The sequence below is a fragment of the Actinomadura rifamycini DSM 43936 genome, from assembly GCF_000425065.1.
Taxonomy (GTDB): domain Bacteria; phylum Actinomycetota; class Actinomycetes; order Streptosporangiales; family Streptosporangiaceae; genus Spirillospora; species Spirillospora rifamycini.
The window spans coordinates 171324-197119 of the sequence record NZ_KE384300.1; the positions used below are offsets into that span (position 1 = coordinate 171324).

At 74.0% G+C, this 25796-nt stretch carries 21 protein-coding genes; 9 read left to right on the forward strand and 12 right to left on the reverse strand.

The features are described from left to right. Window positions 1–29 precede the first annotated feature (29 nt). Window positions 30–1271 carry a glycerophosphodiester phosphodiesterase family protein gene (locus H505_RS48345; protein ID WP_051301488.1) on the forward strand — a complete coding sequence of 414 codons (1242 nt, stop codon included), beginning with the start codon at window positions 30–32 and terminating at the stop codon, window positions 1269–1271. Here the strand turns inward: H505_RS48345 and H505_RS46270 are convergent. The 5 genes from H505_RS46270 to H505_RS0134225 form a co-directional block, all read right to left on the reverse strand. After that, a complete protein-coding gene (locus H505_RS46270) occupies window positions 1239–3326 on the reverse strand; it encodes a S9 family peptidase (RefSeq protein ID WP_084551145.1) in 2088 nt (695 codons plus the stop codon). The genes H505_RS48345 and H505_RS46270 overlap by 33 nt on opposite strands. A gap of 189 nt (window positions 3327–3515) precedes the next feature. After that, window positions 3516–4502 (reverse strand): amino acid ABC transporter permease, encoded by a 987-nt coding sequence (locus H505_RS0134210; RefSeq protein WP_026405535.1) that lies wholly within the window; start codon window positions 4500–4502, stop codon window positions 3516–3518. Beyond that, window positions 4499–5200 (reverse strand): amino acid ABC transporter permease, encoded by a 702-nt coding sequence (locus tag H505_RS0134215; RefSeq protein ID WP_051301489.1) that lies wholly within the window; start codon window positions 5198–5200, stop codon window positions 4499–4501. The genes H505_RS0134210 and H505_RS0134215 overlap by 4 nt, the downstream gene beginning before the upstream one ends. 77 nt (window positions 5201–5277) lie before the next feature. Then, entirely contained in the window at window positions 5278–6144 is an 867-nt protein-coding gene (locus H505_RS0134220; RefSeq protein WP_026405537.1) for a glutamate ABC transporter substrate-binding protein, read from the reverse strand. Window positions 6145–6206: 62 nt separating this feature from the next. After that, window positions 6207–6926: an amino acid ABC transporter ATP-binding protein gene (locus H505_RS0134225; RefSeq protein ID WP_064743780.1), complete on the reverse strand. Its 720-nt coding sequence runs from the start codon at window positions 6924–6926 to the stop codon at window positions 6207–6209. Between the two features lie 311 nt (window positions 6927–7237). Between H505_RS0134225 and miaB the strand changes: the two genes are divergently transcribed. Both miaB and H505_RS0134235 read left to right on the forward strand, forming a co-directional pair. After that, entirely contained in the window at window positions 7238–8782 is a 1545-nt protein-coding gene (miaB, locus tag H505_RS0134230; RefSeq protein ID WP_157433244.1) for a tRNA (N6-isopentenyl adenosine(37)-C2)-methylthiotransferase MiaB, read from the forward strand. 14 nt (window positions 8783–8796) lie between these two features. Further along, entirely contained in the window at window positions 8797–9525 is a 729-nt protein-coding gene (locus H505_RS0134235) for a class III extradiol ring-cleavage dioxygenase family protein (RefSeq protein WP_026405540.1), read from the forward strand. A 16-nt stretch (window positions 9526–9541) separates the two neighbouring features. On the opposite strand, the gene H505_RS46275 is transcribed toward H505_RS0134235, so the two are convergent. Beyond that, a complete protein-coding gene (locus tag H505_RS46275; protein WP_034521261.1) occupies window positions 9542–9850 on the reverse strand; it encodes an antitoxin in 309 nt (102 codons plus the stop codon). Between the two features lie 119 nt (window positions 9851–9969). On the opposite strand from H505_RS46275, the gene miaA reads away from it, so the two are divergent. Continuing rightward, on the forward strand, window positions 9970–10863 hold the full coding sequence (gene miaA, locus H505_RS0134245) for a tRNA (adenosine(37)-N6)-dimethylallyltransferase MiaA (protein WP_026405541.1): 894 nt from the start codon (window positions 9970–9972) through the stop codon (window positions 10861–10863). 249 nt (window positions 10864–11112) lie between these two features. On the opposite strand, the gene H505_RS0134250 is transcribed toward miaA, so the two are convergent. Both H505_RS0134250 and H505_RS0134255 read right to left on the reverse strand, forming a co-directional pair. Beyond that, the gene (locus tag H505_RS0134250; RefSeq protein WP_026405542.1) at window positions 11113–13089 is read right to left on the reverse strand and encodes a sensor histidine kinase; all 1977 of its coding nucleotides are present in this window, start codon (window positions 13087–13089) and stop codon (window positions 11113–11115) included. A gap of 341 nt (window positions 13090–13430) precedes the next feature. Beyond that, complete coding sequence (locus H505_RS0134255) at window positions 13431–14048, reverse strand: TetR/AcrR family transcriptional regulator (protein WP_026405543.1); 618 nt, start codon at window positions 14046–14048, stop codon at window positions 13431–13433. Window positions 14049–14147: 99 nt separating this feature from the next. Between H505_RS0134255 and H505_RS0134260 the strand changes: the two genes are divergently transcribed. From H505_RS0134260 to H505_RS0134280, 5 genes are all read left to right on the forward strand, one after another. Next, entirely contained in the window at window positions 14148–15122 is a 975-nt protein-coding gene (locus H505_RS0134260) for a hypothetical protein (RefSeq protein ID WP_026405544.1), read from the forward strand. Between the two features lie 86 nt (window positions 15123–15208). After that, window positions 15209–16141, forward strand: coding sequence for an ABC transporter permease subunit (locus tag H505_RS0134265; protein WP_026405545.1), 933 nt, complete (start codon window positions 15209–15211; stop codon window positions 16139–16141). After that, on the forward strand, window positions 16138–16923 hold the full coding sequence (locus H505_RS0134270; protein ID WP_026405546.1) for an ABC transporter permease: 786 nt from the start codon (window positions 16138–16140) through the stop codon (window positions 16921–16923). The genes H505_RS0134265 and H505_RS0134270 overlap by 4 nt, the downstream gene beginning before the upstream one ends. Next, window positions 16920–18698 (forward strand): dipeptide ABC transporter ATP-binding protein, encoded by a 1779-nt coding sequence (locus tag H505_RS46280; protein WP_064743770.1) that lies wholly within the window; start codon window positions 16920–16922, stop codon window positions 18696–18698. The genes H505_RS0134270 and H505_RS46280 overlap by 4 nt, the downstream gene beginning before the upstream one ends. Before the next feature lie 710 nt (window positions 18699–19408). Then, window positions 19409–20812, forward strand: coding sequence for an ABC transporter family substrate-binding protein (locus tag H505_RS0134280; RefSeq protein WP_245592708.1), 1404 nt, complete (start codon window positions 19409–19411; stop codon window positions 20810–20812). Here H505_RS0134280 and H505_RS0134285 read toward each other — a convergent pair. From H505_RS0134285 to H505_RS0134300, 4 genes are all read right to left on the reverse strand, one after another. Then, window positions 20788–21531, reverse strand: a complete 744-nt coding sequence (locus H505_RS0134285) for a hypothetical protein (RefSeq protein ID WP_026405548.1) — start codon at window positions 21529–21531, stop codon at window positions 20788–20790. The two genes, H505_RS0134280 and H505_RS0134285, sit on opposite strands and share 25 nt — an antisense overlap. Before the next feature lie 145 nt (window positions 21532–21676). Next, a complete protein-coding gene (locus tag H505_RS0134290) occupies window positions 21677–23020 on the reverse strand; it encodes a (Fe-S)-binding protein (protein WP_084551153.1) in 1344 nt (447 codons plus the stop codon). Continuing rightward, on the reverse strand, window positions 23020–24255 hold the full coding sequence (locus H505_RS0134295) for an FAD-binding oxidoreductase (protein WP_026405550.1): 1236 nt from the start codon (window positions 24253–24255) through the stop codon (window positions 23020–23022). Before H505_RS0134295 ends, H505_RS0134290 begins: the two co-directional genes overlap by 1 nt. Beyond that, window positions 24255–25703 carry an FAD-linked oxidase C-terminal domain-containing protein gene (locus H505_RS0134300; RefSeq protein WP_026405551.1) on the reverse strand — a complete coding sequence of 483 codons (1449 nt, stop codon included), beginning with the start codon at window positions 25701–25703 and terminating at the stop codon, window positions 24255–24257. Before H505_RS0134300 ends, H505_RS0134295 begins: the two co-directional genes overlap by 1 nt. Window positions 25704–25796: the final 93 nt, after the last annotated feature.

Consider the following 25796-nt stretch of genomic DNA (forward strand, 5'->3'; position numbering starts at 1 on the left):
CGCAGGGTCGGCTCACCGGAAGGACATTCGTGTACAGGGTCTCCATACTCGCGGGCGGCGCCGTGCTCGCCGCCGCACTCGCCGCCACCGGCATCGCCCAGGCCGCCCCCGACCGCCCCGGCGCGGGCGGGAAGACGGACGCGCTGATCCTCGGCCATCGCGGCTCGCCGGGCCAGGCGCCGGAGGAGACGCTCGCCTCCTACCGCGACGCGCTGCGCGAGGGCGCGGACGTCCTGGAGGGCGACGTCCAGCTCACCGCGGACCGCGAGCTCGTGCTCGTGCACGACGACACGCTCGCCCGGACCACGGACGTGGAGGAGGTCTACCCCGACCGGGCGCCCTGGAAGGTCGGCCAGTTCACGCTCGCCGAGATCAAGAGGCTGGACGCCGGGTCGTGGTTCGACCCGCGGTACAAGGGCCAGCGGGTGCCGACCGTCCGGGAGCTGCTGGACGTCGCGGACCGGCGGACCGGCCTCACGCTGGAGCTGAAGTCGCCCGCGAACAGCCCGGGGGTGGCGACGCTGCTCGCCCGCGAGCTGACCGCCGCCGGCCTCGCCGACGGCGCGACGCTGCGGTCGGGGGCCTACCGGGTGCACGTCCACTCGCGGGACAAGGCGGCCCTCGCGGAGTTCCACGCGGCCGCGCCCGAGGTGCAGCTCTCCTACCTGACCGGCGGGAAGATGCTGTCCGACGCCGAACTCGCCGAGCTGGCGGGCTGGACCGTCGGGGTCTACGCGCACCCGCGGGCGACCGGCGCCTCCGATGTGCGGCGCGCGCACGGCGCGGGCCTGAAGGTGATCAGCGACCCGGTGGACTCGCCGGCCGAGGTCTCCATGGCCGCGAACCAGGGGTACGACTGGGTCACGTCGAACTTCCCCGGCACGGCCCGCCGCGTCCTGGAGGGCGCGAAGCGGACGTTCCCCCGCGCGAACGGCGTCGTGGTGGACAGCGTCTTCCCGAACCCGAGCGGGGACGACGTCCAGCCCGAGAACAGCGAGCACGTGGTCCTGCGCAACACCACGTCCCGGCCCGTGGACGTCGGCGGCGGCCGCCTGCGCGACCAGGCCGGCAACCTGCTCAGGATCGGCCCCGGGTACGTGATCCCGCCCGGCAGCCTGCTGCGCGTGCACGTCGGCCCGGGCACCGACCGGGCCGACGCCTACTACAACGGCCTGACCACCGGCTTCCTGAACAACACCGGCGGTGACACGGTGTCGTTCTTCGGGGCCGACCACGCGCTACTCGACATCGCCTCCTACATCGTTCCCTGACCCGGCGGCGTCCCCGGAGCCGTCGCCGGGTCCCGCCTCCTTCGCCGGCGCGGCGCCCATCGTCAGCTCGATCGGCGTCACGCCGTGCGGCTCGAAGCCGAGGACCTGGCCGTAGAAGGCCAGCTCCGACTCCAGGCACGTGACGATCGTGGCGCTCCGGCGGAAGCCGTGCGCCTCGCCCTCGAACGTCAGGTACGCGTACGGCGTCTCGCCGGCGCCGAGTTCCATCGCGAACCGCTCGGACTGGTCGGGCGGGACGATCGGGTCGTCGAGCCCCTGCAGCAGCAGGACGGGGCACGCGGCGTCGCGGGCCCGGTTCAGCGGCGAGCGCTCCTCGTAGGCGCGCTCGAAGCCGGGCAGCGGCCCGATCAGGCCGAACAGGTAGCGCGACTCGAAGTCGTGGGTGCCCTCGGCGAAGCTCTGCAGGTCGGTGACGCCGAAGTAGGACGTGGCGGCGCTGAACACCCGCGTCTGCGTGACGGCCGCGAGCGTCGTCCAGCCGCCCGCGGAGCCGCCGCGGATGGCGAGCCGCTCGGGGTCGGCCTCGCCGCGCTCCACGAGCGCCTGGGCGGCCGCCACGGCGTCCTCCACGTCGACGACCCCCCACTGGCGGCTGAGCCGCTCGCGGTAGGTGCGGCCGTAGCCGGTGGACCCGCCGTAGTTGACGTCGACGACGCCGACGCCGCGGCTGGTGAAGTACGCCCGCTCCAGGTCGAGCGCCGTGGAGACGCGGCTGGTCGGGCCGCCGTGGACGAACACGACGTACGGCGCGCGCTCGTCCGCGGGCCCGCCCGCCAGCGGGTTCGCGGGCGGGAACACGTACGCGTGGACGGGCCGTCCGAACGGGCCCTCGAGCCGCTCGGCGCGCGGCGCCGGCAGGTACGCGGCGTCCGGGACGTTCTCCAGTTCGGCCCGCAGCTCCTCGGCGCGGCCCGTCGCGGTGTCGATCCGCACGACGGTGCGGGGGGTGTCGGGGGCGCCGCCGATGCCGACGACCGCGGTGCCGTCCGCGGAGAGCTGCGGCAGCCAGTCCGTGTAGGGGAGGTCGAGGTCCTCGAGGTCGAGGGTCTCGGGGTCGTAGATCCCGAGGCGCAGGTCGCCCTCGCCGTGCAGGACGGCCAGGCGCCCGTCGCCCAGCAGCGCGTACGGCATGCCGCCGAGCTGCCACAGGGGGCCCGCGAACTCCTCCTCGGCGGGGTAGAGCGCCTGGGCGGACTCCCCGTGCAGGCCCACCTGGTAGATGTTCCACCAGCCGGGCCAGTCCGAGACGACGTACAGGGTCTCGTCGTCCGCCCACAGCGGCGCCAGGACCGACTCCTTGAGCCCGCCCTTGACCGTGCGGGGCGACACCGCGGCGCCGTCCTCGATCGCCGCGACGCGCAGCTCCGTCCCGTCCCAGGGCATGCGGGGGTGGTTCCACTGGACCCAGGCGAGATGACCGCCGCCGGGGGAGGGGGAGGGCGAGGCGTAGAAGTCCGCGCCGGACACCAGCTCGCGGATCGCGCCGGGGTCGTCCGCGGCGCTCCCGTCGAGCGGCACGGCGACGATGGCGCGCCGGATGCCGGGGCCGGGCTCGTCCGCGCCGTCCCCGTCGCCGCCCTGGCCGGCGATGTGGCCCTCGCAGACGCACCAGACCTCGGCGCCGTCGGGGGAGAGCACGTAGTCGGCGTAGCGCAGCCCGCCCGGGACGGCCGGTTCCGGGGTGAGCGGGTACGGCTTCGCGTCGCCCTCGTCGAGGCGGTGCAGCCGCTGGTCCTCGTAGTTGGAGAACACGATCGAGGTGCCCTCGGCGGTCGGTACCGGCAGGTAGGACCGCCCGCCGTACTCGTGGACGCGCGTGCGCGCGTCCCACGGCGCGTGCAGCAGTTCCGTGCGGCGTCCGTCCTTCAGGCGGACCACCGTGTTCCGCCCGCCCTCCTCGGGGCGGGTCTCCTGCCACCACACGTCGTCGCCCGCGACGGAGGGGTAGGCGAGACGCAGCCGAGCGCGGGCGACGTCGGCCGCGGAGATGGGAGACGGCCAGGAGCCGTGGGGAAGGGTCGCACGAGCGGTCATACCCGAATCGTCCCGCATACGGGGATGCGGTGGGGCCATGACGGTCGGTTTGACTTCGGAAAGATACGCACCGTCGACCGGGTGATCACACCCCGGAACCCGGCCCCACGTGCGAAGGGGCGCCGTCGGACGGGCCGGCGGCGCCCCTTCGGCCGCGCGCGGAGCTTTCGCGGACGCGCGCGGGGGACGCTACTTCTTCTCGACGTCCTCCGGTTCCATCCCGGGCGCCGCGGGGACCCCCGCGGTGGGCGCGACCGAGTGCCCGGACGTCCGGCGGTTGCGCCGCAGCCGCCCCTCCAGCCAGGTCGCGACCGCGCTCAGCGACATGTTGATCCCGATGTAGATCACCGAGACGACGATCGCGGCGGCGAGCAGGTTCTGGTAGTTCGGGCCGACCACCTTGAAGCCAGCGTGCAGCAGGTCCTCGAAGGCGATGATGAACCCGAGCGCGGTGTCCTTCAGCAGCACGACGAGCTGGCTGACGATCGCGGGCATCATCGCCGTGACCGCCTGGGGGAGCAGCACCAGCCGCATGACCCCGTTCTTGCGCAGCCCGATCGAGTAGGCGGCCTCGGACTGCCCCTTGGGGATGGACAGCACGCCGGCGCGGATCACCTCGGCCAGGACGGACCCGTTGTACATCGTCAGCCCGAACACCAGCGCGGCGAACGCCGGGACGGTCACCACGCCGTAGTTGATCTCGACGCCGAAGAGGAACAGGAAGTTGTCCACCACGACCCGCTGCGCCTGCCCGAGCGGCGACTCGGCGATGACCGGGCTGACCAGCGGCGGCGCGAAGAACGCCAGGAAGATCAGGATCAGCAGCGGGATGGCGCGGAAGAACTCCACCACCGCCCCCGCCGGACCGCGGATCCACCAGTGGTCCGACAGGCGGGCGAGGCCGAAGACCGCGCCGAACAGCAGCGCGAGCACCGAGGCCACCGCGGCGGCCTTCAGGGTGTTCCACAGCCCCGGCAGGATCAGGTTCGTCCAGACGTCGCCCCGCAGGAACGGCTCCCACAGCGCGGACCGGAACTGCTCGCGGTCGTTGAGCTTCCAGACGACCGCGGCGAGGACGCCCAGCAGGAGGACGACCGAGACGACCGTCAGGATCCGGTTGCGCGCCTCGGCCCTGGGGCCGGGTGCGTCGAAGAGGACGTTCGCCTCCCGGCTCATCGCGCCACCGCCATTCGCTTGGCCAGCCAGCCGAAGAAGAACCCGGTCGGCAGGGTGAGGACCATGAAGCCCGCCGCGATCGCGATGAACAGGGGGATCGCGGGCGGCTGGCTGTTCGGGTCGTCGAACAGTTCGTACATCGCCAGTGCGGCCTCGGCGTACCCGGCCGCCATCACCACGGTCGTGTTCTTGATCATGGCGATGAGCGTGCTGCCGAGCGGTGCGATCACCGTCCGGAACGCCTGCGGCAGGATGATCATCCGCAGCGACTGGGTGAAGGTCAGCCCGATCGACCGGGCGGCCTCCGCCTGCCCGAGCGGCACCGTGTTGATCCCCGAGCGCAGCACCTCGCAGACGAACGCCCCGGTGTAGAACGAGAGCCCGATGACCGCCCACCAGTAGGCGTCCACGGTGTTCGTATCGGAGAACTTGAGCTGCAGGGTTGTGGAGATGCCCAGGCTGCACAGCAGCAGGACCAGTGTCAGCGGCGTGTTGCGCACCACGTTGACGTAGACGGTCCCCACCACCCGCAGCAGCGGGATGGGCGCGACCCGGAACGACACGGCGATCGTCCCGATGACCATCGACAGCAGCGCCGACATCAGCGCCAGCCGGATGGTCCCCCAGAAGCCTTCGAGGATGCGGTCGCCGTTCTCGAAGACCGGGCCGAAGTCGAGGAGGCCGAGCAGGTCTTCCATGACACTCCAGCGTGTTCAGGGCCGCGCCGGCGCCCCGAGCGGACGGGACGCCGGCGCGACGCGGCCGGTCGGAACGGTCAGGCGCAGCCCTCGAACTGCGGAACCGTCGTCGTCGGCTTCAGGCCGGTGCCCGAGAACCACTTGTCCAGCAGCTTGGCGGCGGTGCCGTCCTCGTACATCTTCGTGACGGCGGCGTTGACGGCCTCGCACGTCTCGGTGTCGCCCTTGCGCATGCCGACGCCGTACTTCTCGTCGGTGAAGGGGTCGTTGATGACCGAGAACTCGCCCTCCTGCTGCTTCGCGAAGCCCGCGAGGATCAGGTCGTCGGTGGTCACCGCGTCCAGGTCGCCGGCCTTCAGCTTCGCCACGCACTCGGAGTAGCTGGAGGCGGGGACCGGGGTCGCGTCGATGTCGAGCTGGCCGTCCGGCGGCGGGTCGATCACGCGCTTGTAGGAGTTCGAGCCCGCGGCCTGGCAGAGCTTCTTGCCCTTGAGGTCCGTGGTCTTCTTGATCGACTTGTCGTCGGCGCGGATCATCGTGTCCTGGTGCGCGACGTAGTACGGGCCGCCGAAGGTGACCTGCTTCTTGCGGGAGTCCGTGATCGAGTAGGTGGCGAAGATCAGGTCGACCTGGCCGCCGGTGATGAAGGTCTCCCGGTTGGCGGACCGGGTCTCCTTGAACGTGATGCCGTCCTCGGGGACGCCCAGCTCCTTGGCGACGTACTTGGCGACGTCGACGTCGAAGCCCTCGACGCCGCCGCTCGGCGTCTTCAGGCCCAGCGCCGGCTGGTCGTACTTGACGCCGATCGTGATCTTCTTGCTCTCCTTGACCCGCTCCACGATGCTCTGCGCATCGGTGGCCTCGGTGTCGCTGCCGCAGGCGCTCAGCACCAGCGAGAGCGCGGCCGCCGCGCCGATGGCGCCGCTGAAACGACGTACTCGCATGTCTCTTCCTCTGCTTCTTTCGGGGCCGGTGGGCTCGGTGCTTGCTGTTCGCGGAGCCGGACTCAGTGGGTCAGGATCTTGGACAGGAAGTCCTTCGCGCGGTCGGTTCGCGCGTTGGTGAAGAACTCGTCCGGGGTGTTCTCCTCCACGATCTGGCCGTCCGCCATGAACACGACCTTGCGCGCGGCCTTGCGGGCGAACCCCATCTCGTGGGTGACGACGATCATCGTCATCCCCTCGCGGGCCAGGCCCGTCATGACGTCGAGGACCTCGTTGACCATCTCCGGGTCGAGCGCCGAGGTCGGCTCGTCGAAGAGCATCACCTTCGGCTTCATCGCGAGGGAGCGCGCGATCGCCGCGCGCTGCTGCTGCCCGCCGGAGAGCTGCGCCGGGTACTTGTGGGCCTGGTTGGCGATGCCGACCCGGTCCAGCAGTTCCAGCGCGTGCTTCTCGGACTCCTGCTTGCCCTGCTTGCGGACCTTGAGCGGTCCGAGCGTGACGTTCTCCAGGATGGTCTTGTGGGCGAACAGGTTGAACGACTGGAACACCATGCCGACGTCCGAGCGGAGCTTCGCCAGCTCCTTGCCCTCCTTCGGCAGCTCCTTGCCGTCCACCTTGATCGTGCCGCCGTCGATGGGCTCCAGCCGGTTGATGGACCGGCACAGGGTCGACTTGCCGCCGCCGGACGGGCCGATGACGACGACGACCTCGCCGCGGTCCACGGTGAGGTTGATGTCGCGGAGAACGTGCAGATCGCCGAAGTGCTTGTTGACGTTCTCCATCACGACGAGGGGCCCGCCGCCCTGGGTCTTCCCCTGCGGGGCGGAGTCGTCCGGCCCGTCGCCCTTGGTGAGCTCGGGCCCGCCTTCGCTGTCCGTCATGGGCTCGGACTTTACGACATGGAATTCGCAGAGCAAGTTTCCGCGTGGTACCGATACGATCACGAAAACCCATGTCCGCGTAGGGTTGCGGGCCAGTCGGGTGTAACCGGTGAGATGCGCGTGACCACGGCGGCGTCCCGTTCCGTGATGCGACGGTTACCGCCATGAGACCCGGGGCGGCGCGTACCCTTGGGGACGTCATGAGTGCGCCTATGGAGACAGGCCCCCGCACGTACGAGATCCGTACCTACGGGTGCCAGATGAACGTCCACGACTCCGAGCGGCTGTCCGGCCTTCTGGAGGACGCCGGATATGTCCGTGCCGGCGATTCCGAGCCCGACGTGGTCGTGTTCAACACCTGCGCCGTCCGGGAGAACGCCGACAACCGCCTGTACGGCAACCTGGGCCATTTGCGCCCGGTGAAGGACGGCCACCCGGGCATGCAGATCGCCGTGGGCGGCTGCCTCGCCCAGAAGGACCGCGACACGATCGTCAAGCGCGCCCCCTGGGTGGACGTCGTGTTCGGCACCCACAACATCGGGTCGCTTCCCGCGCTGCTGGAACGGTCGCGCGTGCAGAGCGAGGCGCAGGTCGAGATCGAAGAGTCCCTGGTGACGTTCCCGTCGACGCTGCCGACGCGCCGGGAGTCCCCCTACGCCGCCTGGGTGTCGATCTCCGTGGGCTGCAACAACACGTGCACGTTCTGCATCGTGCCGTCCCTGCGCGGCAAGGAGAAGGACCGCCGGCCCGGCGAGATCCTCGCCGAGGTCGAGGCGCTGGTCGGCGAGGGCGTCCTGGAGGTCACCCTCCTCGGGCAGAACGTCAACGCCTACGGCTCGGGCTTCGGCGCGCCGGCGGCCGTCGCGGGCGACGTCCGCGACGAGGTGGGCGCGCTGACGTCCGGCGGCGGTTCGGCGTTCGCGGGGCTGCTGCGCGCCGCCGGACGGGTCGAGGGCCTGGAGCGCGTCCGGTTCACCTCGCCGCACCCCAAGGACTTCACCGACGACGTCATCGCCGCGATGGCCGAGACCCCGAACGTGATGCCGTCGCTGCACATGCCTTTGCAGTCCGGTTCGGACGCGGTGCTGCGCGCCATGCGCCGCTCCTACCGGCAGGAGCGCTTCCTGAAGATCATCGACAAGGTCCGGGCGGCGATCCCCGACGCGGCGATCACCACCGACATCATCGTGGGCTTCCCCGGCGAGACCGACGCCGACTTCGAGGAGACGCTCCACGTCGTCCGCGAGGCCCGGTTCGCGTCGGCGTTCACGTTCCAGTACTCCAAGCGGCCCGGCACCCCGGCGGCCACCATGGACGGCCAGCTCCCGAAGGAGGTCGTGCAGGAGCGGTACGAGCGGCTCGTCGCCCTCCAGGAGGAGGTCTCCTGGGCGGAGAACAAGAAGCAGCTCGGCCGCACGCTCGAGGTCCTGGTCGCCGAGGGGGAGGGCCGCAAGGACGGCGAGACGCGCCGGCTGTCCGGCCGCGCCCCCGACAACCGCCTCGTGCACTTCCGGGCGCCCGGCGAGCGCGTCCGTCCCGGCGACATGGTCACCGTCGAGGTCACCTACGCCGCGCCGCACCACCTCGTCGCCGACGGCGACGTCCGCTCCGTGCGGCGCACCCGCGCGGGCGACGCGTGGGAGGCGCGGCAGGACGGCGGCGACGCGCCCAAGGGCGTCGTGCTCGGAATGCCGTCCATCGGCCGTCCCGCCCCGGCCGCCGCGCCGTCCGGGCCCGGCTGCGCCACCCGCCCCTGAGGAGGCCCGGCGACGTGCTCATCTCGGCGGCGGTGTGCCCGCACCCGCCTCTCCTGGTGCCCGCCATGGCGGGGGGAGCGGCACCGGAACTCGACGGTCTCCGCGCGGCCTGCGACGAGGCCGTCGGCCGCCTGGCCGCCGCCCGTCCGGACGTCCTGGCCGTCGTGGGCGGCGCCCCGGACGGCGTCGCGTACGGGGACGGCGCCTACGCGACGCTCCGCCCGTACGGGCTGCCGTGGACGAGCCCCGAGGTCCCGGACGACGGCGCGGCGCCGCTGCCGCTGTCGCTGACGATCGGGCGGTGGCTGGTCGAGCGCGCCGCCGCCCCGGACGCGCGGGGGACGGGCGTGCGGGTGCGGTACCGCTCGGTGGCGTTCGACGCGCCGCCCGCGGAGTGCCTGGCCCTGGGGCGCGAACTCGCCGGGTCCGCCGAACGTGTCGCCCTGCTGGTGATGGGCGACGGTTCGGCGTGCCGTTCCGAGAAGGCCCCGGGGTATCTCGACGAACGCGCGGGGCCGTACGACGAGGCCGTGGGCCGCGCGCTGGGGGCGGCCGACGCCGCCGCCCTGGCCGCGCTCGATCCCGGGACGTCCGGGGAACTGCGGGCGGCCGGGCGCGCGGCGTGGCAGGTGCTCGCGGGCGCCGCCGCCGCGGGCCGGTTCGCCGGCGAGCTCCTCGCCGACGAGGCCCCTTACGGAGTCGGCTACCTCGTCGCGTCGTGGGCGGCGGCCCCCGGCCGGTAGCCGGCGCGGGCGCCGGTCAGGCGCGGCCTCCGGGCTCGCCCGGACCGGGCTCGTCCATGCCGTGGCGCTGCGACTCGCCCTGACCCATGTCGCCCTGACGCATGTCGCCCTGGTTCATGTCGGGCTGTCCCATGTCGCGCTGTCCCATGTCGCCCTGGCCCTGCCGGTCGACGTAGTCGCCGGCCTTGCTCTGGGCCTTGTCGACCTTGTCGGCGTACTTGCCGCCGGTGCGCTGGTCGAACGCGTCCCCGGCCTTCTCCACGCCCTGCTTCACCTTGTCGGGGTTCTGCCCGAGCATCTGCTTGAACCTGTCGACGATGGACATTGGAAAATCCCCCCGGATCCCTCGTCCCGGACGGCGCCGCACGATGTTCCGGCGCGGCACCCGTACAACCCGGCTATACCCGTTCTCTTGCCACAATTAAGCCCGTGACCTCTCCTGATGTGATCGCGGTCGTGGGCGCGACCGCCGCCGGCAAGAGCGACCTCGCCGTGGAACTGGCCCTGCGGCTCGGCGGCGAGGCGGTCAACGCCGACTCGATGCAGCTCTACCGGGGCATGGACATCGGTACCGCCAAGCTCGCGCGCGCCGAGATGCGCGGCGTCCCGCACCACCTCCTGGACGTCTGGGACGTGACCGCCACCGCGAGCGTCGCCGAGTACCAGCGGCTCGGCGCCGAGGCGATCGCCGAGATCCGGGGGCGCGGCCGCGTGCCGATCCTCGTCGGCGGGTCCGGCCTGTACGTGCGGGCCGCCGTCGACGAGATGGAGTTCCCGGGGACGGACCCGGCCGTCCGGGCGCGCCTCGAGGACGAGCTCGCGCGCGTGGGCTCCGCCGTCCTGCACGAACGCCTCCGCGAGGTCGACCCGGCGGCGGCGGAGGCGATCCTGCCGAGCAACGGGCGCCGCATAGTCCGGGCCCTGGAGGTCATCGAGATCTCGGGGCGCCCGTTCACCGCCACCCTGCCCGAGCACCGGTACCGCTACGGCGCGGTCGTGCAGATAGGTCTGAGCGTGCCCAGGGACGAGCTGGACGAGCGCATCGCCGTACGGGTGCAGCGGATGTGGGACGCGGGCCTGGTCGACGAGGTGCGGGCTCTGGAGAAGCGCGGGCTGCGCGACGGACTGACCGCCGGGCGCGCGCTCGGGTACGCGCAGGTGCTGCGTTACCTGGCGGGGGAGTGGACCGAAGAGCAGGCCAAGGAGGACACGATCCGCACCACGCGGCGGTTCGCGCGCAGGCAGGAGTCGTGGTTCCGCCGCGACCCGCGCGTCCAGTGGCTCCCTTACGACGCGCCGGACCTCGTGGCGCGCGCGCTTGCGCTCGTCCAAGGCTGAGCACCTGCGTCTCGTCCCGGATCGATCGGGACAACTGTCCCTCTGCACCGGGACCGGTTGCGGCGTAATTTCTTTCTTGCACACCCTCTGGTGAATGGCCCGTACGGACCGAGATGGGAGCCTCGGTCCAGTGCGGTGCCAGAGGGCCGGTGGCGACCTTCTTGGCGGGGGGCGGTCACCGGCCCTCCCACCGGGTGCGGCGCCCCTCGAACAGACCTCCGGACGACCGGGGCCGATCGCGTGCCGGGATCAGGCCGCGTCGAGGGGCTGGACCCCGTTGACCGGGAGGCGGGCGCGGACGAGCGTGCCGCCCTTCGGGCCCGGCCCGACGGTGCAGGAGCCGCCGAGTTCCGTCGCGCGCTCGCGCATCGAGGCCATGCCGATCCCCGACCGCATCCGCTCGGGCAGCCCGACGCCGTCGTCGTCCACCGTGACGTGCAGATCCCCGTTCAGGCACAGCCGCACCTCGGCCGACCGCGCGCGGGCGTGCCGGTGCACGTTGGTGAGGGCCTCCTGGACGATCCGGTACGCGGCGACCTCGGCGGCGGCGGGCAGGCACTCGACCTTCCCCTCGACGTGCACGTCCACCTTGGGGCCGTCCCCGGAGGCGACGACGCCGCCGAGCGCGCGGATCGCCTCGGCCAGGCCCAGGTCGTCCAGCGCGGGCGGCCGCAGGCCCTGCACGAGCTCGCGGATGTCGCCGATCGTGCGGCCCATGGTCGTCCGCAGGTCCTCCAGCAGCGCGTCCGCGGCCTCCGGGTCGGTCCTGAGCGTGATGCGGGCGGCGTCCACGGTCATCGCGAGGCTGGCCAGCGTCGGCCCGAGCCCGTCGTGCAGGTCGCGCCGCAGCCGGCGCCGCTCGTCCTCCCGCGCCCGCAGGATGCGCTCCTTGGAGCGTTGCACGTCGGCGGCCAGCCGCGCCGCGTTCGCCAGCTCCGCGAGGTTGCGCGCCAGGATGCCGGACAGGCGGGCGTCCGGCATCCGGGTGACGCCGAACCGCAGCCGCCCGACCGGCTCCCCGTGCCACACCAGCGGGATCAGGTGCGGGCGCTCGCCGGGCACGCCGTCCTCCGCCGAGATCGTCCGGCCGTCGCGGTCCAGGACCTCGATGACCACGCCCGTCGCGTGCAGCGCCGCCCGCGCCACCTCGGCGCCGACGGCCAGCGCCGCGCCGGGGTCGGCGGCGGTCTGCAGCCGCCGGTTGAGCCGGTCGGCGATCCGGTACGGGTCGCGCTCGCCGTGCACCACCCGGTCCACCGTCCGCTGGAGGCGCCGCCGCGCCGGCTCGAACAGCGCGCCCGCCGCGATCGCGCCCACCAGCCCGGCGAGGGCGCCGTGCCCCGCGACGAGCACGCTCGTCATGCCGAGCAGCGCGAAGTACACGCCCGTGATGAGCACGGCGAGCCCCGCGTACACCAGCGTCCGGCTGACCACGAGGTCGATGTCGTACAGGCGGTACCGGGTGATGGCGATCGCGATGCAGATCGGGACGGCCACGATCGTCAGGTTGCGCAGCGGGTCGCCGATCGCCGTGTTCTCCCCGGCGTAGATGACCGCCTCGGCCAGCAGGCCCGGGTACACGACCCACGCGATCTGCCGCCGCACGTCCGGCGCCGACCGGGCGAACCGGACCCCCACCGACAGCAGCGACCCCGCCAGCGTCGCGAGGATCAGCACGGCGATGGGCGGCGGGATGTCCGTGAACGGGTAGATCGACACACCGTTGTGGAAGCGGCGCGCGTCCGGATCGAGCGTCAGGTGCGCGCAGACGACGGCCGGGACCAGCAACGCCATGGCCAGGACCGGCCGGAACCGCGCCGAGACCAGCCGCCCGTCCGGGAAGATCAGCGGCAGCACCAGCGTGAGGACGAACGTGTCGACCGCCCACAGCCAGGTGCCGAGCCACAGGAAGAACCCGGCGAGGGCCCATCCCCGCAGCTCCAGCCACGGCCCGAGGTTCAGCGCCAGCACGTACACGGCCGCGCTGACCCCCGCGCCCATCATCAGCCAGCCGACCCGCAGGCGGGGCCGGTGCTGGAGCAGGACCGCGGCCACGGCCGTCCAGCACAGCGCCACGAGGATCTCCGGGTGCCACCAGACCATCCGCGCGTCGGCGGGCAGCAGGCCGCCCACGGCGAGCGAGGCGACGACCAGCAGGACCGCCCCGCAGGCGAGCAGGCCCGCCGTGCGCCCCGCACCGCGGCCCGTCCCGTGACTCTGGGCCACCGTCACCATCCTGGGCTCCCGGGTCAGAAAAGTAATGGAATGTTAAAGCGTCCGAGTCTCGGTCCTGCACTCATCAGGGCGTCCGCGTGCGGACAGCGTGGCCGGAACCGGCCGTGACCGGTCGGCGGGCACCGGGTGTGCGGAGATATTAACCAGGCAAAACGGAAACTGGCCAAGAAAAGGCATGTCAGGGGCTCATCCGGAACCTGACGGACATCCGTGAGAGAGCGCCCTCCCGGCCCCTCCGGGCGGTGGCGCGGGGCGGGGCGGGAGCGGGCGAGGACGTCCCCGGGCGGGACGGTGCGGGCGCGGGCGCGGGGAGGACGGGGAAGGGGAAAGCGTCAGTCCCCGGCGTGGGCGGCCGGCGTGAGGTCGGTCAGCATGGCGCGCGTGCCGCGGGCGAACTCGGCCGGGTCGACGTCGTCGAGCACGAGGCGCTGCAGGAGGAAGCCGGGGACCAGGCTGAACATGACCTTGCCGATCTCCACCGCGTCGGTGCCGGCGGGCAGGCGGCCGGCCTCGATCAGCCGGGCCGCGTAGCGGGTCCAGGTGTCGCGGAGACTGACCATGGTGGCGGAGACGTAGGTGCGGATCTCCGGGTCGAACATCGCCAGGGCCCAGCCCTGCGGGGCGAGGCGGAGGACGCCGTCGTCCCGTGACCTGTCCATGGCGCGCTCGGCGATCCGCTCGATCAGTTCCTCGGGCGCCGGGAGGGGGTCGGCCTCCACGAGTTCGTCCAGGTACGTGTGGAGGTCGCCGACCACGGTCGACAGGATCGCCTCGATGATCTCGTTCTTGCTCTTGAAGTAGCGGTAGACGGCGCCGGCCGAGAGTCCGGCCTCCGCGAAGATGTCCTGCATCGACGTCGCGTGGACGCCCTGGCGGATGAAGCACGCGCGGGCGGCGTCCAGGATCTGGCGGCGCCGCCGCTCCAGGTGCTCTTCGCTCACTCTCGGCATGCCCCCAATCTAAAACGGACGTTCGTTCTTGACAACACGGCGCGGCCGGTGTGACTCTCCTAAAGAGAACGGACATCCGCTTTTTTTAGGAGCAAGGTCGTGCAGTCCTCACTCGCCGTGCGCAGCGCCGGGGTCGCCCTCGGCGCCGCGCTCCTGCAGCTCTTGATGATCTGCGCCTTCACCTGGCCCGCCGCCCGCACCGAGCCGCGCGACGTCCCGATCGTCGTGGCGGGTCCGGGCGCGGCCGCGACGGCCGAACGGCTCGAGCGGACGCTGCCCGGCGCGTTCGACGTCGAGGCGGTGCCCGCCGCCGACGACGCCCGCGCCGCGATCGCCGACCGGCGGGCGTACGGCGCGATCGTCGCGACCCCGGAGGGCCCGCGCGTGCTCACCGCGTCCGCCGCCTCGCCGGTGATCGCGCAGCAGCTCACCGCGCTCGCCGGGAACCTCGCGGGCGCCCCGCGCGGCGCGCCCGTCCAGGACGTCGTCGCCGCCGACCCGGACGATCCGCGCGGCGCCGGCCTCGCGGCGATCATCCTGCCGCTGATCATGTCGTCGCTCGCCGCCGCGGTGCTGCTGACGTTCGCGGTGCCGAGCCCGGCGTGGCGGGCCGCCGGGGCGCTGCTGTTCGCCGTGCTCGGCGGCCTGGGCGTCGCGGGCCTCGCCTACGGGTGGCTGTCGCTCTTCCCCGGCCCCTACCTCGTGGTCGCCGGCGTCGCCGCGCTCGCCATCCTGGCGGTGACCGGGACCGTCGCGGGCCTGGCCGCTGCGGTCGGACGGTCCGGGCTCGGCATCGGCGCGCTCACGTTCCTGCTGCTCGGAAACCCGCTGTCCGGGGTCACCGCGGCGCCGGAGATGCTGCCGGAGCCCTTGGGGGCGGTCGGGCAGCTCCTCCCGCCCGGCGCCGCGGGCACGCTCATGCGCTCGGCCACGTTCTTCGACGGCGCGGGCGCGGGCGCCCCGCTCGCGGTGCTGCTGACCTGGGCCGCCGCCGGGTTCGCCCTGCTGGGCGCGGCGGCGCTGCGGGCGCCCCGCGAGAAGCCCGCCCGCGAGAAGGAGGCCGTACCCGCCTGAACCGGAGACGGAAGTCGCCGTTCGCCCGTCCCGGTGCGTAGCCGGTCAGTAGCCTTAAGTGACCTCATCGCATCGGAAGGGCGGACATGGCGGCGTTCCTGCTGCGCCGGACGGTACGGGCCGCGCTGCAGGCCGCGCTCGGCGCGAGCCTCGTCTACCTGCTGGCCGCCGCCGCGCTCGACCCCCGCGCCCACCCGGCGGACCGGGCCGCGCGCCCGCCGGACGCCGTCGTCGACGCCCGCCTCGCCCGGCTCAACCTCGACCCCCGCGTCCCGCCGTCCGCCCGCTACCGGGTCTGGGCGGCGGGCGTCCTGCGCGGCGACCTCGGCCGCACCCTCGACGGCCGGCCCGTCGGACCCGAACTGCGCCGCCGCCTCGGGGTCGGCGTCCGGCTCGTCCTCCCCGGCGCGCTGCTCGGCTCCGTTCTCGGCGTCGCCCTCGGCGCGTGGGCGGCGGCACGGCGGGCCGCGGACCGGCTCGTCTCCCCGCTCACCTACGTGCTCGCCGCCGTCCCGGTGTTCGTGCTCGCCGTCCTCGCGCAGATCGCCGCGGCCGCCGCCAACGACGCCGCGGGCGTCCGGGCCGTCACCTGGACCGGCGGCACGGCGTCCGGGCCGCTGCTCCCGACCCTCGTGATCGCGCTCGCGCAGGCGGCCCTCGTCGCCCGCTACCAGCGGGTCGCGACGCTGGACGTGCTGGACGCCGCGTTCGTCCGGGCGGCCCGCGCGAAGGGGCTGCGGCGCCGCGGAGCCCTGCTCCGGCACGCGCTGCGGCCCGCGCTCGTCCCGCTCGCCGCCCGCCTCCCGCACACCGCCGCGATGCTGCTGCTCGGCGGCATGCTCGTCGAGCAGGTCTTCGGGCGGCACGGCCCCGGCGCGTGGCTGGCCGCGTCGGTCGCGCGCGGCGACGTCAACGCGGTCGCCGCCGTCGGCGGCCTCGCCGCCTGCGCGGTGCCGGCGGCCGCGCTCGCCGCGGACGTCCTGCACGGGCTCCTCGACCCGCGCGTCCGGCCGGCGTGACGCGCGTCGCCGCCGGCCTGGTCCCGCTCGCCGCGCTCGTGCTGCTCGCCGCCGCCGGACCGGCCCTCGCACCGTGGGCGTGGGACGAGATCGACTTCACCGCGTTCGGCGAGGGGCCGTCGCGGCGGCACTGGCTCGGCACCACGCAGAACGGGCGCGACGTGTTCGCCGTGACCGTCCACGCCCTCCGCAGGTCCCTCCTGATCGGCGCCGCCGTCGCCGCCCTCGCGACGTTCCTGGCGGCCCTCGCCGGCACCGTCGCGGGCTACGCGGGCGGGCGCGCCGACCGGGCGCTGACCTGGTGCGTCGACCTGCTGTCCGTCCTGCCGCCGTTCCTCCTCGCGGCCGTCCTCGCCCCGGACGCGGGCACGCTCGCGCTCGTCGCCGTCCTCGCCGGGACGATGTGGACGCCGACGGCCCGGACCGTGCGGGCCGCGGTCCGCTCGCTGCGCGCCCGCGAGCACGTCCTGGCCGCCCGGCTCGCCGGGGTGGGCGCGCCGCGCACGATCGTCCGGCACGTCCTGCCGGCGCTCGCGCCGCTGCTCGCGGTCGACGCGGGCCTCACCGTCGGCGCCGCGGTCATCGCCGAGAGCGGGCTCGCCCACCTCGGGTTCGGCGTCCGCCCGCCCGGCGTGTCGCTCGGCTCGCTGGTCGCCGACGGCGGCCCGGCCGTCCTCGCGTTCCCCTGGCGGTTCGGCTTCCCCGCCGCGCTCCTGGTCCTGATCGCCGTCGCCGCGAACCTGCTCGCCGACGGCCTCCGCGACGCCCTCGACCCGCGGTGACGGCGCTGGCGGTCGCGGACCTGCGGGTCCGCTGGGCGGCGGGCGCCCCGGCCGTGCGGGGCGCGGGATTCGACCTGCGCGCGGGGGAGACGCTGGGCGTCGTCGGCGCGTCGGGCTCCGGCAAGACCGCCCTCGCCCTCGCCGTCCTCGGCCTGCTCCCGGACGGCGCGCGCGCCGACGGGTCGGTGCGCCTGCACGGCAGGGAACTCCTCGGCCGCTCCGACGCCGAACTCTCCCGGATCCGCGGCAAGGACCTGGCGATGGTGTTCCAGGACCTCGCCTCTCTCAATCCCGTCCGCACCGTGGGCGCCCAGATCGCCGAAGCCGTCCGCGTCCATCGGCGCACCAGCCGCGCGGCGGCGCGCGCGCAGGCCGTCGAACTGCTCGGCCTCGTCGGCATCCCGCACGCACCCCGGCGCGCGCGGGCCTACCCCCACGAATACTCGGGCGGGATGCAGAGGCGCGCGCTGATCGCGATGGCGATGGCGCACGACCCGTCCGTCCTCATCGCGGACGAGCCGACCGCGGGCCTCGACGTCACCGTCCAGGCGCAGATCCTCGACGTGCTGCGCACCGCGCGGGCGTCCGGGACCGCGACCGTCCTCATCGCGCACGACCTCGGCGTCGTCGCGGGCATCGCCGACCGCGTCCTCGTCATGCACGACGGGCGCGCGGTCGAGCAGGGCCCGGCCGAGGAGGTCTACCGGCGCCCCCGCACGCCCCGCACGGCCGCGCTCCTGCGTGCGGCGCCGCGCATCGCCCCGCGCCCCGCGCGCGCCCGGCCGCCCGGCCCCGCGGTCCTCGCCGTCGACGCGCTCGTCCGCCACCACGGCGCCGTGCGAGCGGTGGACGGCGTCACGTTCGACGTCCGGCGAGGCGAGACCCTCGCGCTGGTGGGCGAGTCGGGCTGCGGCAAGACGACCGCCCTCATGGAGATCGTCCGCCTGGCCCGGCCCCCGCGCGGCAGGATCACCGTCCTCGGCGAGGACACCGCGACCCTCCGCCGCGCCCGCCGCAGAACCCTGCGCCGCGACGTCCAACTCGTCTTCCAGGACCCCTGTTCATCGCTCAACCCCCGGATGCGCGTCCGCGACATCATCGCCGAGCCGCTCACCGCCCACGGCATGCCCGCATCCGAGCGCGTCCGGGACCTCCTCGGCCTCGTGGGCCTCGAACCCCGCCACGCGGACCGCCGCCCACACGAACTGTCGGGCGGGCAGAAACAACGAGTCGGCATCGCCAGGGCGCTCGCTCTGGAACCACGCCTACTCCTCCTGGACGAACCCGTCGCGTCACTGGACGCGACCACACAAGCCGGGGTGCTGAACCTCCTGCAAGAACTCCAGTCCCGGCTCGGCCTCGCGTGCGTGTTCGTCGCCCACGACCTCGCGGTCGTCCACCGGATCGCCGATCGCGTCGCCGTCATGCACGCGGGCCGCATCGTCGAACTGGGCCCGGCCGACGAGGTCTATGCGGCGCCTGCACACCCGTACACGCGCGCGCTCCTGGACGCGGTCCCGATCCCCGATCCCGTCCTCGAGCGCGCGCGCCCCCGCGTCGTCCTGCACGGCGAGGCGCCCGACCCCGCGAACCCGCCCGACGGCTGCCGCTTCCGCGCCCGATGCCCGATCCACCCCGCGCTCCCGCCCGCCGCGCGCGCCCGGTGCGCCGCATCGGACCCCGAGCCACGCCCCACCGGCCGTCAGGCCCACGAGGTCGCCTGCCACCACCCCTTGCCCCAGCCCGCCCCCTCGACCCCCCGGAGCACCACATGAACCCGAGCAGCAGCCGCGCCACACACCCCGCCGTACCCGCCCACGACTCGCCGCTTCACCCGGTGACGGCCCCGTCCGCCTTCGCGACGGGCGGGGCGGAGCCGGTCGGCCGGTCCGCCTCGCCGGATGTCGCCGGTCTGGCGATCACTGGGGAGGGGCGGCCCGGCGGGCAGCGCGACCGCGCCGACCGGGCCGGTGGGCTTCCGCTTCACCCGGTGACGGCCCCGTCCGCCTTCGCGACGGGCGGGGCGGAGCCGGTAGGCCGGTCCGCCTCGCCGGACGTCGCCGGCCTGGCGATCACCGGGGAGGAGCGGTCCGGCGGGCAGCGCGACCGCGCCGACCGGGCCGGTGGGCTTCCGCCGGGCCTTCGCGGCCGGTGCGGTGCCGGCGGTCGTGACGGCGTTGCTCGGGCGCCGGGGAAGGGGGTGTGGCGGGTGGTGGTTGCCGGGGTTGTTGTGGTGCCCGTGGCATTGGGCGGGGCTGGATGTACGGGGGGTGCGGCACGGGGAACCGGGGTGAGTGCCGTGTTGCCTCGGTCGGACGTCAATCCGATGCCGCGCGAGCGTGTGCGGGACGGAGGCACTCTGCAATGGGCGCTGCCGGAATTCCCGGCGCAGTGGAACTTCCACCACGTGAACGGGAAAACGGGCTCGGTCGATCGGGTCGTCCAAGCAGCTTTGCCTCGCCTCATGCGGGCGGACGAGAAAGGCGTGGTGCATCGCGTTCCCGAGTACCTTCATTCGGCCGAGGTAAAGCGCACGGGACGCGGGCAGACGGTCGTCTACCGGCTCAACCCGGAGGCGCGATGGTCGGACGGGCGGGCCATCGGGTACCGGGACTTCGCAGTGCAGGCGCGCGCGCTGTCCGGGCGGGATCCGCGGTATGAGATCGCCGACGACACGGGTTACCGGCGCATCGCACGGGTCGAGCGGGGTGCGGACGAGCAGGTCGTGAAGGTCGTGTTCGCGCGGCGTTACGCGGACTGGCGCCGCCTGTTCAGCCCGCTGTATCCGGCGGCGGCGTACGGCGATCCCCGGGCGTTCAACACCGGGTGGCTCGAGCGGCCGCCCGTCACCGCGGGGCCGTTCCGGGTCGGGCGGGTGGACCGGACGGCGAAGACGATCACGCTCGTGCGGGACCCGGGCTGGTGGGGCAGGCCCGCGAAGCTCGACCGGATCGTCTACCGGGCGATGGATCCGATGGCGATGCCGGGGGCGTTCGCCAACGGGGAGGTCGGCCTGATGGAGGTCGGGCTGGACGCGGGCGCGCTGCGGCGGGTGCGGGCGGCCGACGGCGGCGAGGTGCGGCGGGCGGGCGGCCCGGACTCGCGGGTGTTCACGCTCAACGCGGCGGGGGCGGTCCTGTCGGACGTGCGGGTGCGGCGCGCGGTGATGCTCGGCCTGGACCGGGACGCGATCGCCCGGTCCGACCTCGTGGGGCTCGGCGTCCCCGCGCGGACGCTCGGCAACCACTTCTACGTCGGCACCCAGCCGGGCTATCGCGACAACTCGGGTGTCCACGGACGGTACGACCCCGCGGCGGCGGCGCGGCTCCTCGACGCCGCGGGCTGGGCGAAACGGGGCCGCCACCGCGCGAAGGACGGGCGGACGCTCGCGCTCCGGTTCGTCGTCGCGGCCGGGCAGCCCATCGGCGGGCGGGAAGGGGAACTGGCGCGCGCGCTGCTCGAACGCATCGGCGTTCGGGTGGACATCGAACCGGTTCCGGCCGACGACCTGTTCGGGCGCATCACGCGGGGGGACTTCGACATCGCGCCGTTCTCCTGGTTCGGCACACCGTTCCCCGTGTCGTCGATGCGGGCGGTCTACGCGCGCCCACGGGAGGGGGAGGTCCGGCAGAACTACTCAGGAGGCGGTACCGCGACGATCGACGCGACGCTCGAGAAAGCGGTCACGGCGGGGGATCCGGCTGAGGTCCACACCCTTGTGAACCGGGCCGATCGACTCGTCTGGCAGGAAGCGCTCGTCCTGCCGCTGTACCAGCGTCCTCAACTGGTGGCCGCGCGCGTGGACCTGGCCAACATCGGCGCCTGCGGCTTCCACCAGCCCGCTTACGAGGACATCGGTTTCGCTCAGGACGCCTCGGAGGACGGGTAGGGGAGTTCGATGCCCTTGCGGTCGCTGGTGTAGCGGGCGCTCCACACGTAGAGCTTCAGGTCGTCCGCGGACACGCCGTCCTTGACGGGGAGGTCGGAGGCGATCCGCACCACGTAGGACGCGCCCGCGGGGATCATCCGGGTGCCGGCCTCCTCGAACGGGGGCTCGGCCCGGTCGACGCGGGCGATGATCTCGCTTCGGTTGGGCAGCGTGCACATGTCCTTGGGGACGCCGACCTGCGGCATGCACCGCTCCCGCGCGTCCTTCGGCACCTCCGCCTCGGGCATGAACAGGTCGGCGGGGAAGTCCAGCATGACCGGACGGCGCTGCGTGTTCGTCAGGACGTAGTCGGCGTAGGCGTACGTGGTTCCGGACGGCGGCGCCTGGGTGGAGCCGAGCGGTTCGGCGTCCGTGCCGGAACCGACGGCCGCGAGGCTGTAGCCGTAGCCCTCGGGGGTGGTGAACGGGACGGCGGCGCCCGTCCGGGGCGCGGGCTGCGAGCTCAGCGAGGGCGAGGCGCCCGATCCGCTCGCGCGGGACGGCGGCGCCCCGGCGTCCCCGGCGTCCGGCCCCGGCCGCAGGACGACGATGCCCGCGGCGATCGCGGCGATGCCGACGGCGCCCGTGAGCGCGCCCGCGAGGCCGAGCCGTCCGGCGCCGGTCCGCCGGGGCTTGCGCCGCCGGCCTCCCGCGGACCGCGGCTGGTTGCTGTACGACATGGTCTCCGTGCTCCCCTCAGCCCGTTGCGTCCGAATCGGTAAGCGCGTGCTGCCGGTGGGTGGCTGGTCACGATACCGGACACCCGGATCAGCGCCGGACAGGCCACCATTGACGGGAGAAACACCGAACCACTAGGGCGAACGCCTACGAACCGCGTTCGAGGAGGGCGTCGCGGCCGAGGCCCCGCAGGGACGCGTCGAGCACCTGCGCGGTGTGCGCGATCGCGATGGCGTCGCCCCGGCGGCGCAGCGCGCCCGCGATCTGCATCGTGCATCCCGGGTTGGCGGCGACCAGCAGCTCGGCGCCGGTCGCGGCCACGCCGGCCGCCTTGCGGTCGCCCAGCTCCCCGGCCGCCTCCGGCTGGAACACGTTGTACGTGCCGGCCGAGCCGCAGCAGATGTCGGGGTCGGCGATCTCCCGGACGGTCAGTTCGGGGATCTGCGCGAGCAGCGCCCGCGGCTGCGCCCGCACGCCCTGCGCGTGGGACAGGTGGCAGGCGTCGTGGTAGGCGACGGTGACCGGAAGCGGCCCGCGCTCCGCGCGGGGCCCCAGCTCGGCGAGGAACTCCGCGAGGTCGCGGGTGCGCTCCGCCAGCCCCTCCGCCCGGCGCGCCCACGCGGGATCGTCCGCCAGCAGCGCCCCGTACTCCTTCATCGACGACCCGCAGCCCGCCGAGTTCACCACGATGACGTCCACGCGCTCGAACGCCTCGATCGTCCGGCGGGCGAACGCGCGCGCCTCGTCCGCGCGTCCCGCGTGCATCGACAGGGCGCCGCAGCAGCCCTGCCCGCGCGGGATGAGGACGTCGCACCCCTCCATCGCCAGCACGCGGGCCGTCGCCGCGTTGACGCCCGGGAAGAACTCGCCCTGCACGCAGCCGACCAGCATGCCCACCGTGGCGCGCCGGCCGCCGCGCGCGGCGACCCGCTCCGGCAGCCGCGGCGCCCGGCCGAGCGGCGGCGCGAGCCGCTCCATCGCCGCCAGCGACGGCGACACCCGCTCCAGCAGGCCCGAGCGGCGGACGAACCGGTCCAGGCCCGACCGCTGGTAGGCGCGCAGCGGCCCGCGCAGCGCCCGCAGCCGCCGCCGGTACGGGAACAGCCGGAAGACCAGCTCGCGGACGGCCCGCTCCCGCAGCGGCCGCGGGTGGTCGCGCTCGACCTCGGCCCGCGTCAGCTCGATCAGCCGGTCGTACTGGACGCCCGACGGGCACGCCGTCACGCACGCCATGCAGCCGAGGCAGCGGTCGAAGTGCTCGACCATCGGACCGCCGAGCGGCTCGCCCTTCGCGTGCTGGTCCATCAGGTGGATGCGCCCGCGCGGCGAGTCCGCCTCCTCGCCCCACAGGACGTACGTCGGGCACGTCGGCAGGCAGAACCCGCAGTGCACGCAGTCGCCGAGCAGGTTCGCCACCTCGCCGGGGGAGCCGGGCGGCACCGGCCCTTGCGGCACCGGCTCGTGCGGCGGTCCGGTCTGCGAAGCGCTCATCAGATACCTCCCGTGAAACGGCCGGGGGACAGCCGGTGGTCGGGGTCGAACTGGTCCTTGACGCGCCGCATCAGCCGCAGGGCCGGGACCGGGCCCCACACGTCGACGGCGCCGCGCACGTCCTCCGGCGCGTAGCGGACGACCGCGCCGCCCTTGTGCCGGGCCAGCGCGTCCCGCACGTCGGCGACGACGTCCGCGACGGTCCCGGACGGGACGCCGACGGGGGAGTCGCCCAGGGACAGGCCCACGTACCCGTGCCCGTCGCCGTTCCACGTCACGGCCGTCCCGGTCGCGGGCAGCGCGGCGAGCAGGTCGCGGAGCGCGGGCGGGGGTGCGGCGACGTCGAGCAGGACGGTGCCGTCCGGGTAGCGGCCCCAGCCGTCGGGGGCGTCCTCCGAGACCTGCGCTTCTCGCCCCAGGAGTTCGACCGTCTGCTGTGCGCGCGCGCCGACACCGTCGGGGACGCCCTCCAGCAGGACGGCCACCACCCCGGGGGAGAGGTACTCGACGGCACTCGGCACCACGGGCGAATGCAGGACGGCCTGCACCGCCTCGTGCGCCTCCTCCGGCCCGTCCACGGGACGCGCGACGTACGCGCGCCCGGTGGGCGTCGGGTGCAGGCGGAACGTGGCCTCGACGATGAGTCCCAGCGTTCCGTACGAGCCGCAGAACAGCCGTCCCAGGTCGTATCCGGCGACGTTCTTGACGACCTTGCCGCCCGACTTCGCCACCTGACCGTCCGCCCGGACGATCGTGAGCCCGATGACCAGATTCCGTGGCGTTCCGTAAAGGGTCCGGAGCGGACCGGACGCGCCCGTCGCGATCGTCCCGCCGACCGTGGAGCCGGGGAGGGGCGCGTCCAGGGCGAGCCGCTGCCCCTCGCCCGCGAGCTCCGCGCCCAGCCGTTCCAACGGCAGCCCCGCCTGCGCGGTGGCCACGAGGTCGCCGGCGGCGTGCTCGACGAGGCGGTCCAGCCGCCGGGTGTCCACGATCAGGTCGCAGCGCCGCGGGGGCGTCCCCCAGTCCAGCCGCGTCTCGCCGCCGCGCGGGACGACCGCCAGCCCGTGCTCGGCGGCGACCCGCATCACCTCCGCGGCCTCGCCGACCGTGGCGGGCGCGGCGACGGCGGCGGGCTCGACGCCCAGCACGCCCTCCTCCGGTTCGCCGGGGCGGACGTCGCCGCAGACCTTCGCGAGGGCGCCGAGCGCGTCGCCGGATGCATCGGGGGGCCGCATCAGAACAGGTCCGCCTTTCCCTCGAACGGGTGGGGTCCCTTGCGCACGCCCGGGACCTCACCGCACAGGCGCGGCGTCGGGAACACCTTCCCGGGGTTGCACAGGCCCGCCGGATCGAACCCGCACCGCACCATCTGCATGGTGTCCAGATCGGCTTCGGTGAACATGCGCGGCATGTACCGGGACTTGTCCACGCCCACACCGTGCTCGCCCGTGATGGAGCCGCCGTGCTCGATGCAGAGATCCAGGATCGCGCCCGACACCTCCTCTGCGCGCGCGCCCGCACCTTCTTCGGCGTCGTCGAACAGCACCAGCGGATGCAGGTTGCCGTCCCCCGCGTGGAAGACGTTCGCGACCCGCACCCCCGACTCGGCCGACAGCTCGTCGATGCGCGCCAGCACCCGCGGCAGGGCCGTCCGCGGGATCACGCCGTCCTGGACGATGTAGGCGGGGCTGATCCGCCCCACCGCGGCGAACGCCGACTTGCGCCCCGTCCAGATCAGCGCCCGCTCCGCGTCGTCGGTCGCGACCCGGATCTCGAACGCGCCCGCGTCCCGGCACATCCGTTCGACCTGCGCGAACTGCGCCGCGACCTCCGCCTCCGGGCCGTCCAGCTCCACGATCAGCACCGCGCCGGCGCCCGGCGGGTACGCGCACTGCACCGCCGCCTCGGCCGCCTCGATCGACAGCGCGTCCATCATCTCGATCGCCGCCGGGACGACCCCCGCGCCGATGATCGCCGACACCGCGGTGCCGCCCGCCTCGATCGACCCGAACGCCGCGAGCAGCGTCTGCACGGTCTCCGGCACCCGCGTCAGCCGCACGGTGATCTTGGTGGTGATGCCGAGGGTGCCCTCCGCGCCGACGAACACCCCGAGCAGGTCGTAGCCCGGACCGTCCGCCGAGAGCTCCACCAGCTCGCCGTCCGGCGTGACGACCTCGCAGGCCAGCACGTGGTGCGCGGTGAACCCGTACTTGAGGCAGTGCGCGCCGCCGGAGTTCTCCGCGACGTTCCCGCCGACCGAGCAGATCTGCTGGCTGGACGGGTCGGGCGCGAAGTAGTACCCGTACGGCCGCACGGCCCGCGTCACGTCCAGGTTGATCACCCCGGGCTCCACCACCGCCCGCTGCCCCGGGATGTCGATCTCCAGGATCCGCCGCATCCGCGACGTCACGATCAGGACGCCGTCCGCGCGGGGGAGCGCCCCGCCCGACAGGCCCGTCCCCGACCCGCGCGCCACGTACGGGACGCCCGCCGCCGCGCACTCCCGGACGATCGCCGCGACCTGCTCGGCGGTGTCGGGCAGGACGGCGACGGCGGGCGTGCACCGATGGTTCGTCAGCCCGTCGCACTCGTACGTCCGCAGCCGCACGGGGTCGGTGATGACGCGTTCCGGCCCCAGCAGCGCGTCCAGGCGCCGCGCGAGCGCCTCCAGCTCCGGCTCCATCCTCGAACGATCCTCCCTGCCCCCGTCCGCGCGCAATGCATGGACGGCCGCGGCGGCCCGGGACGCGTCCCGGGCCGCCGCGGCCGGTCCGGC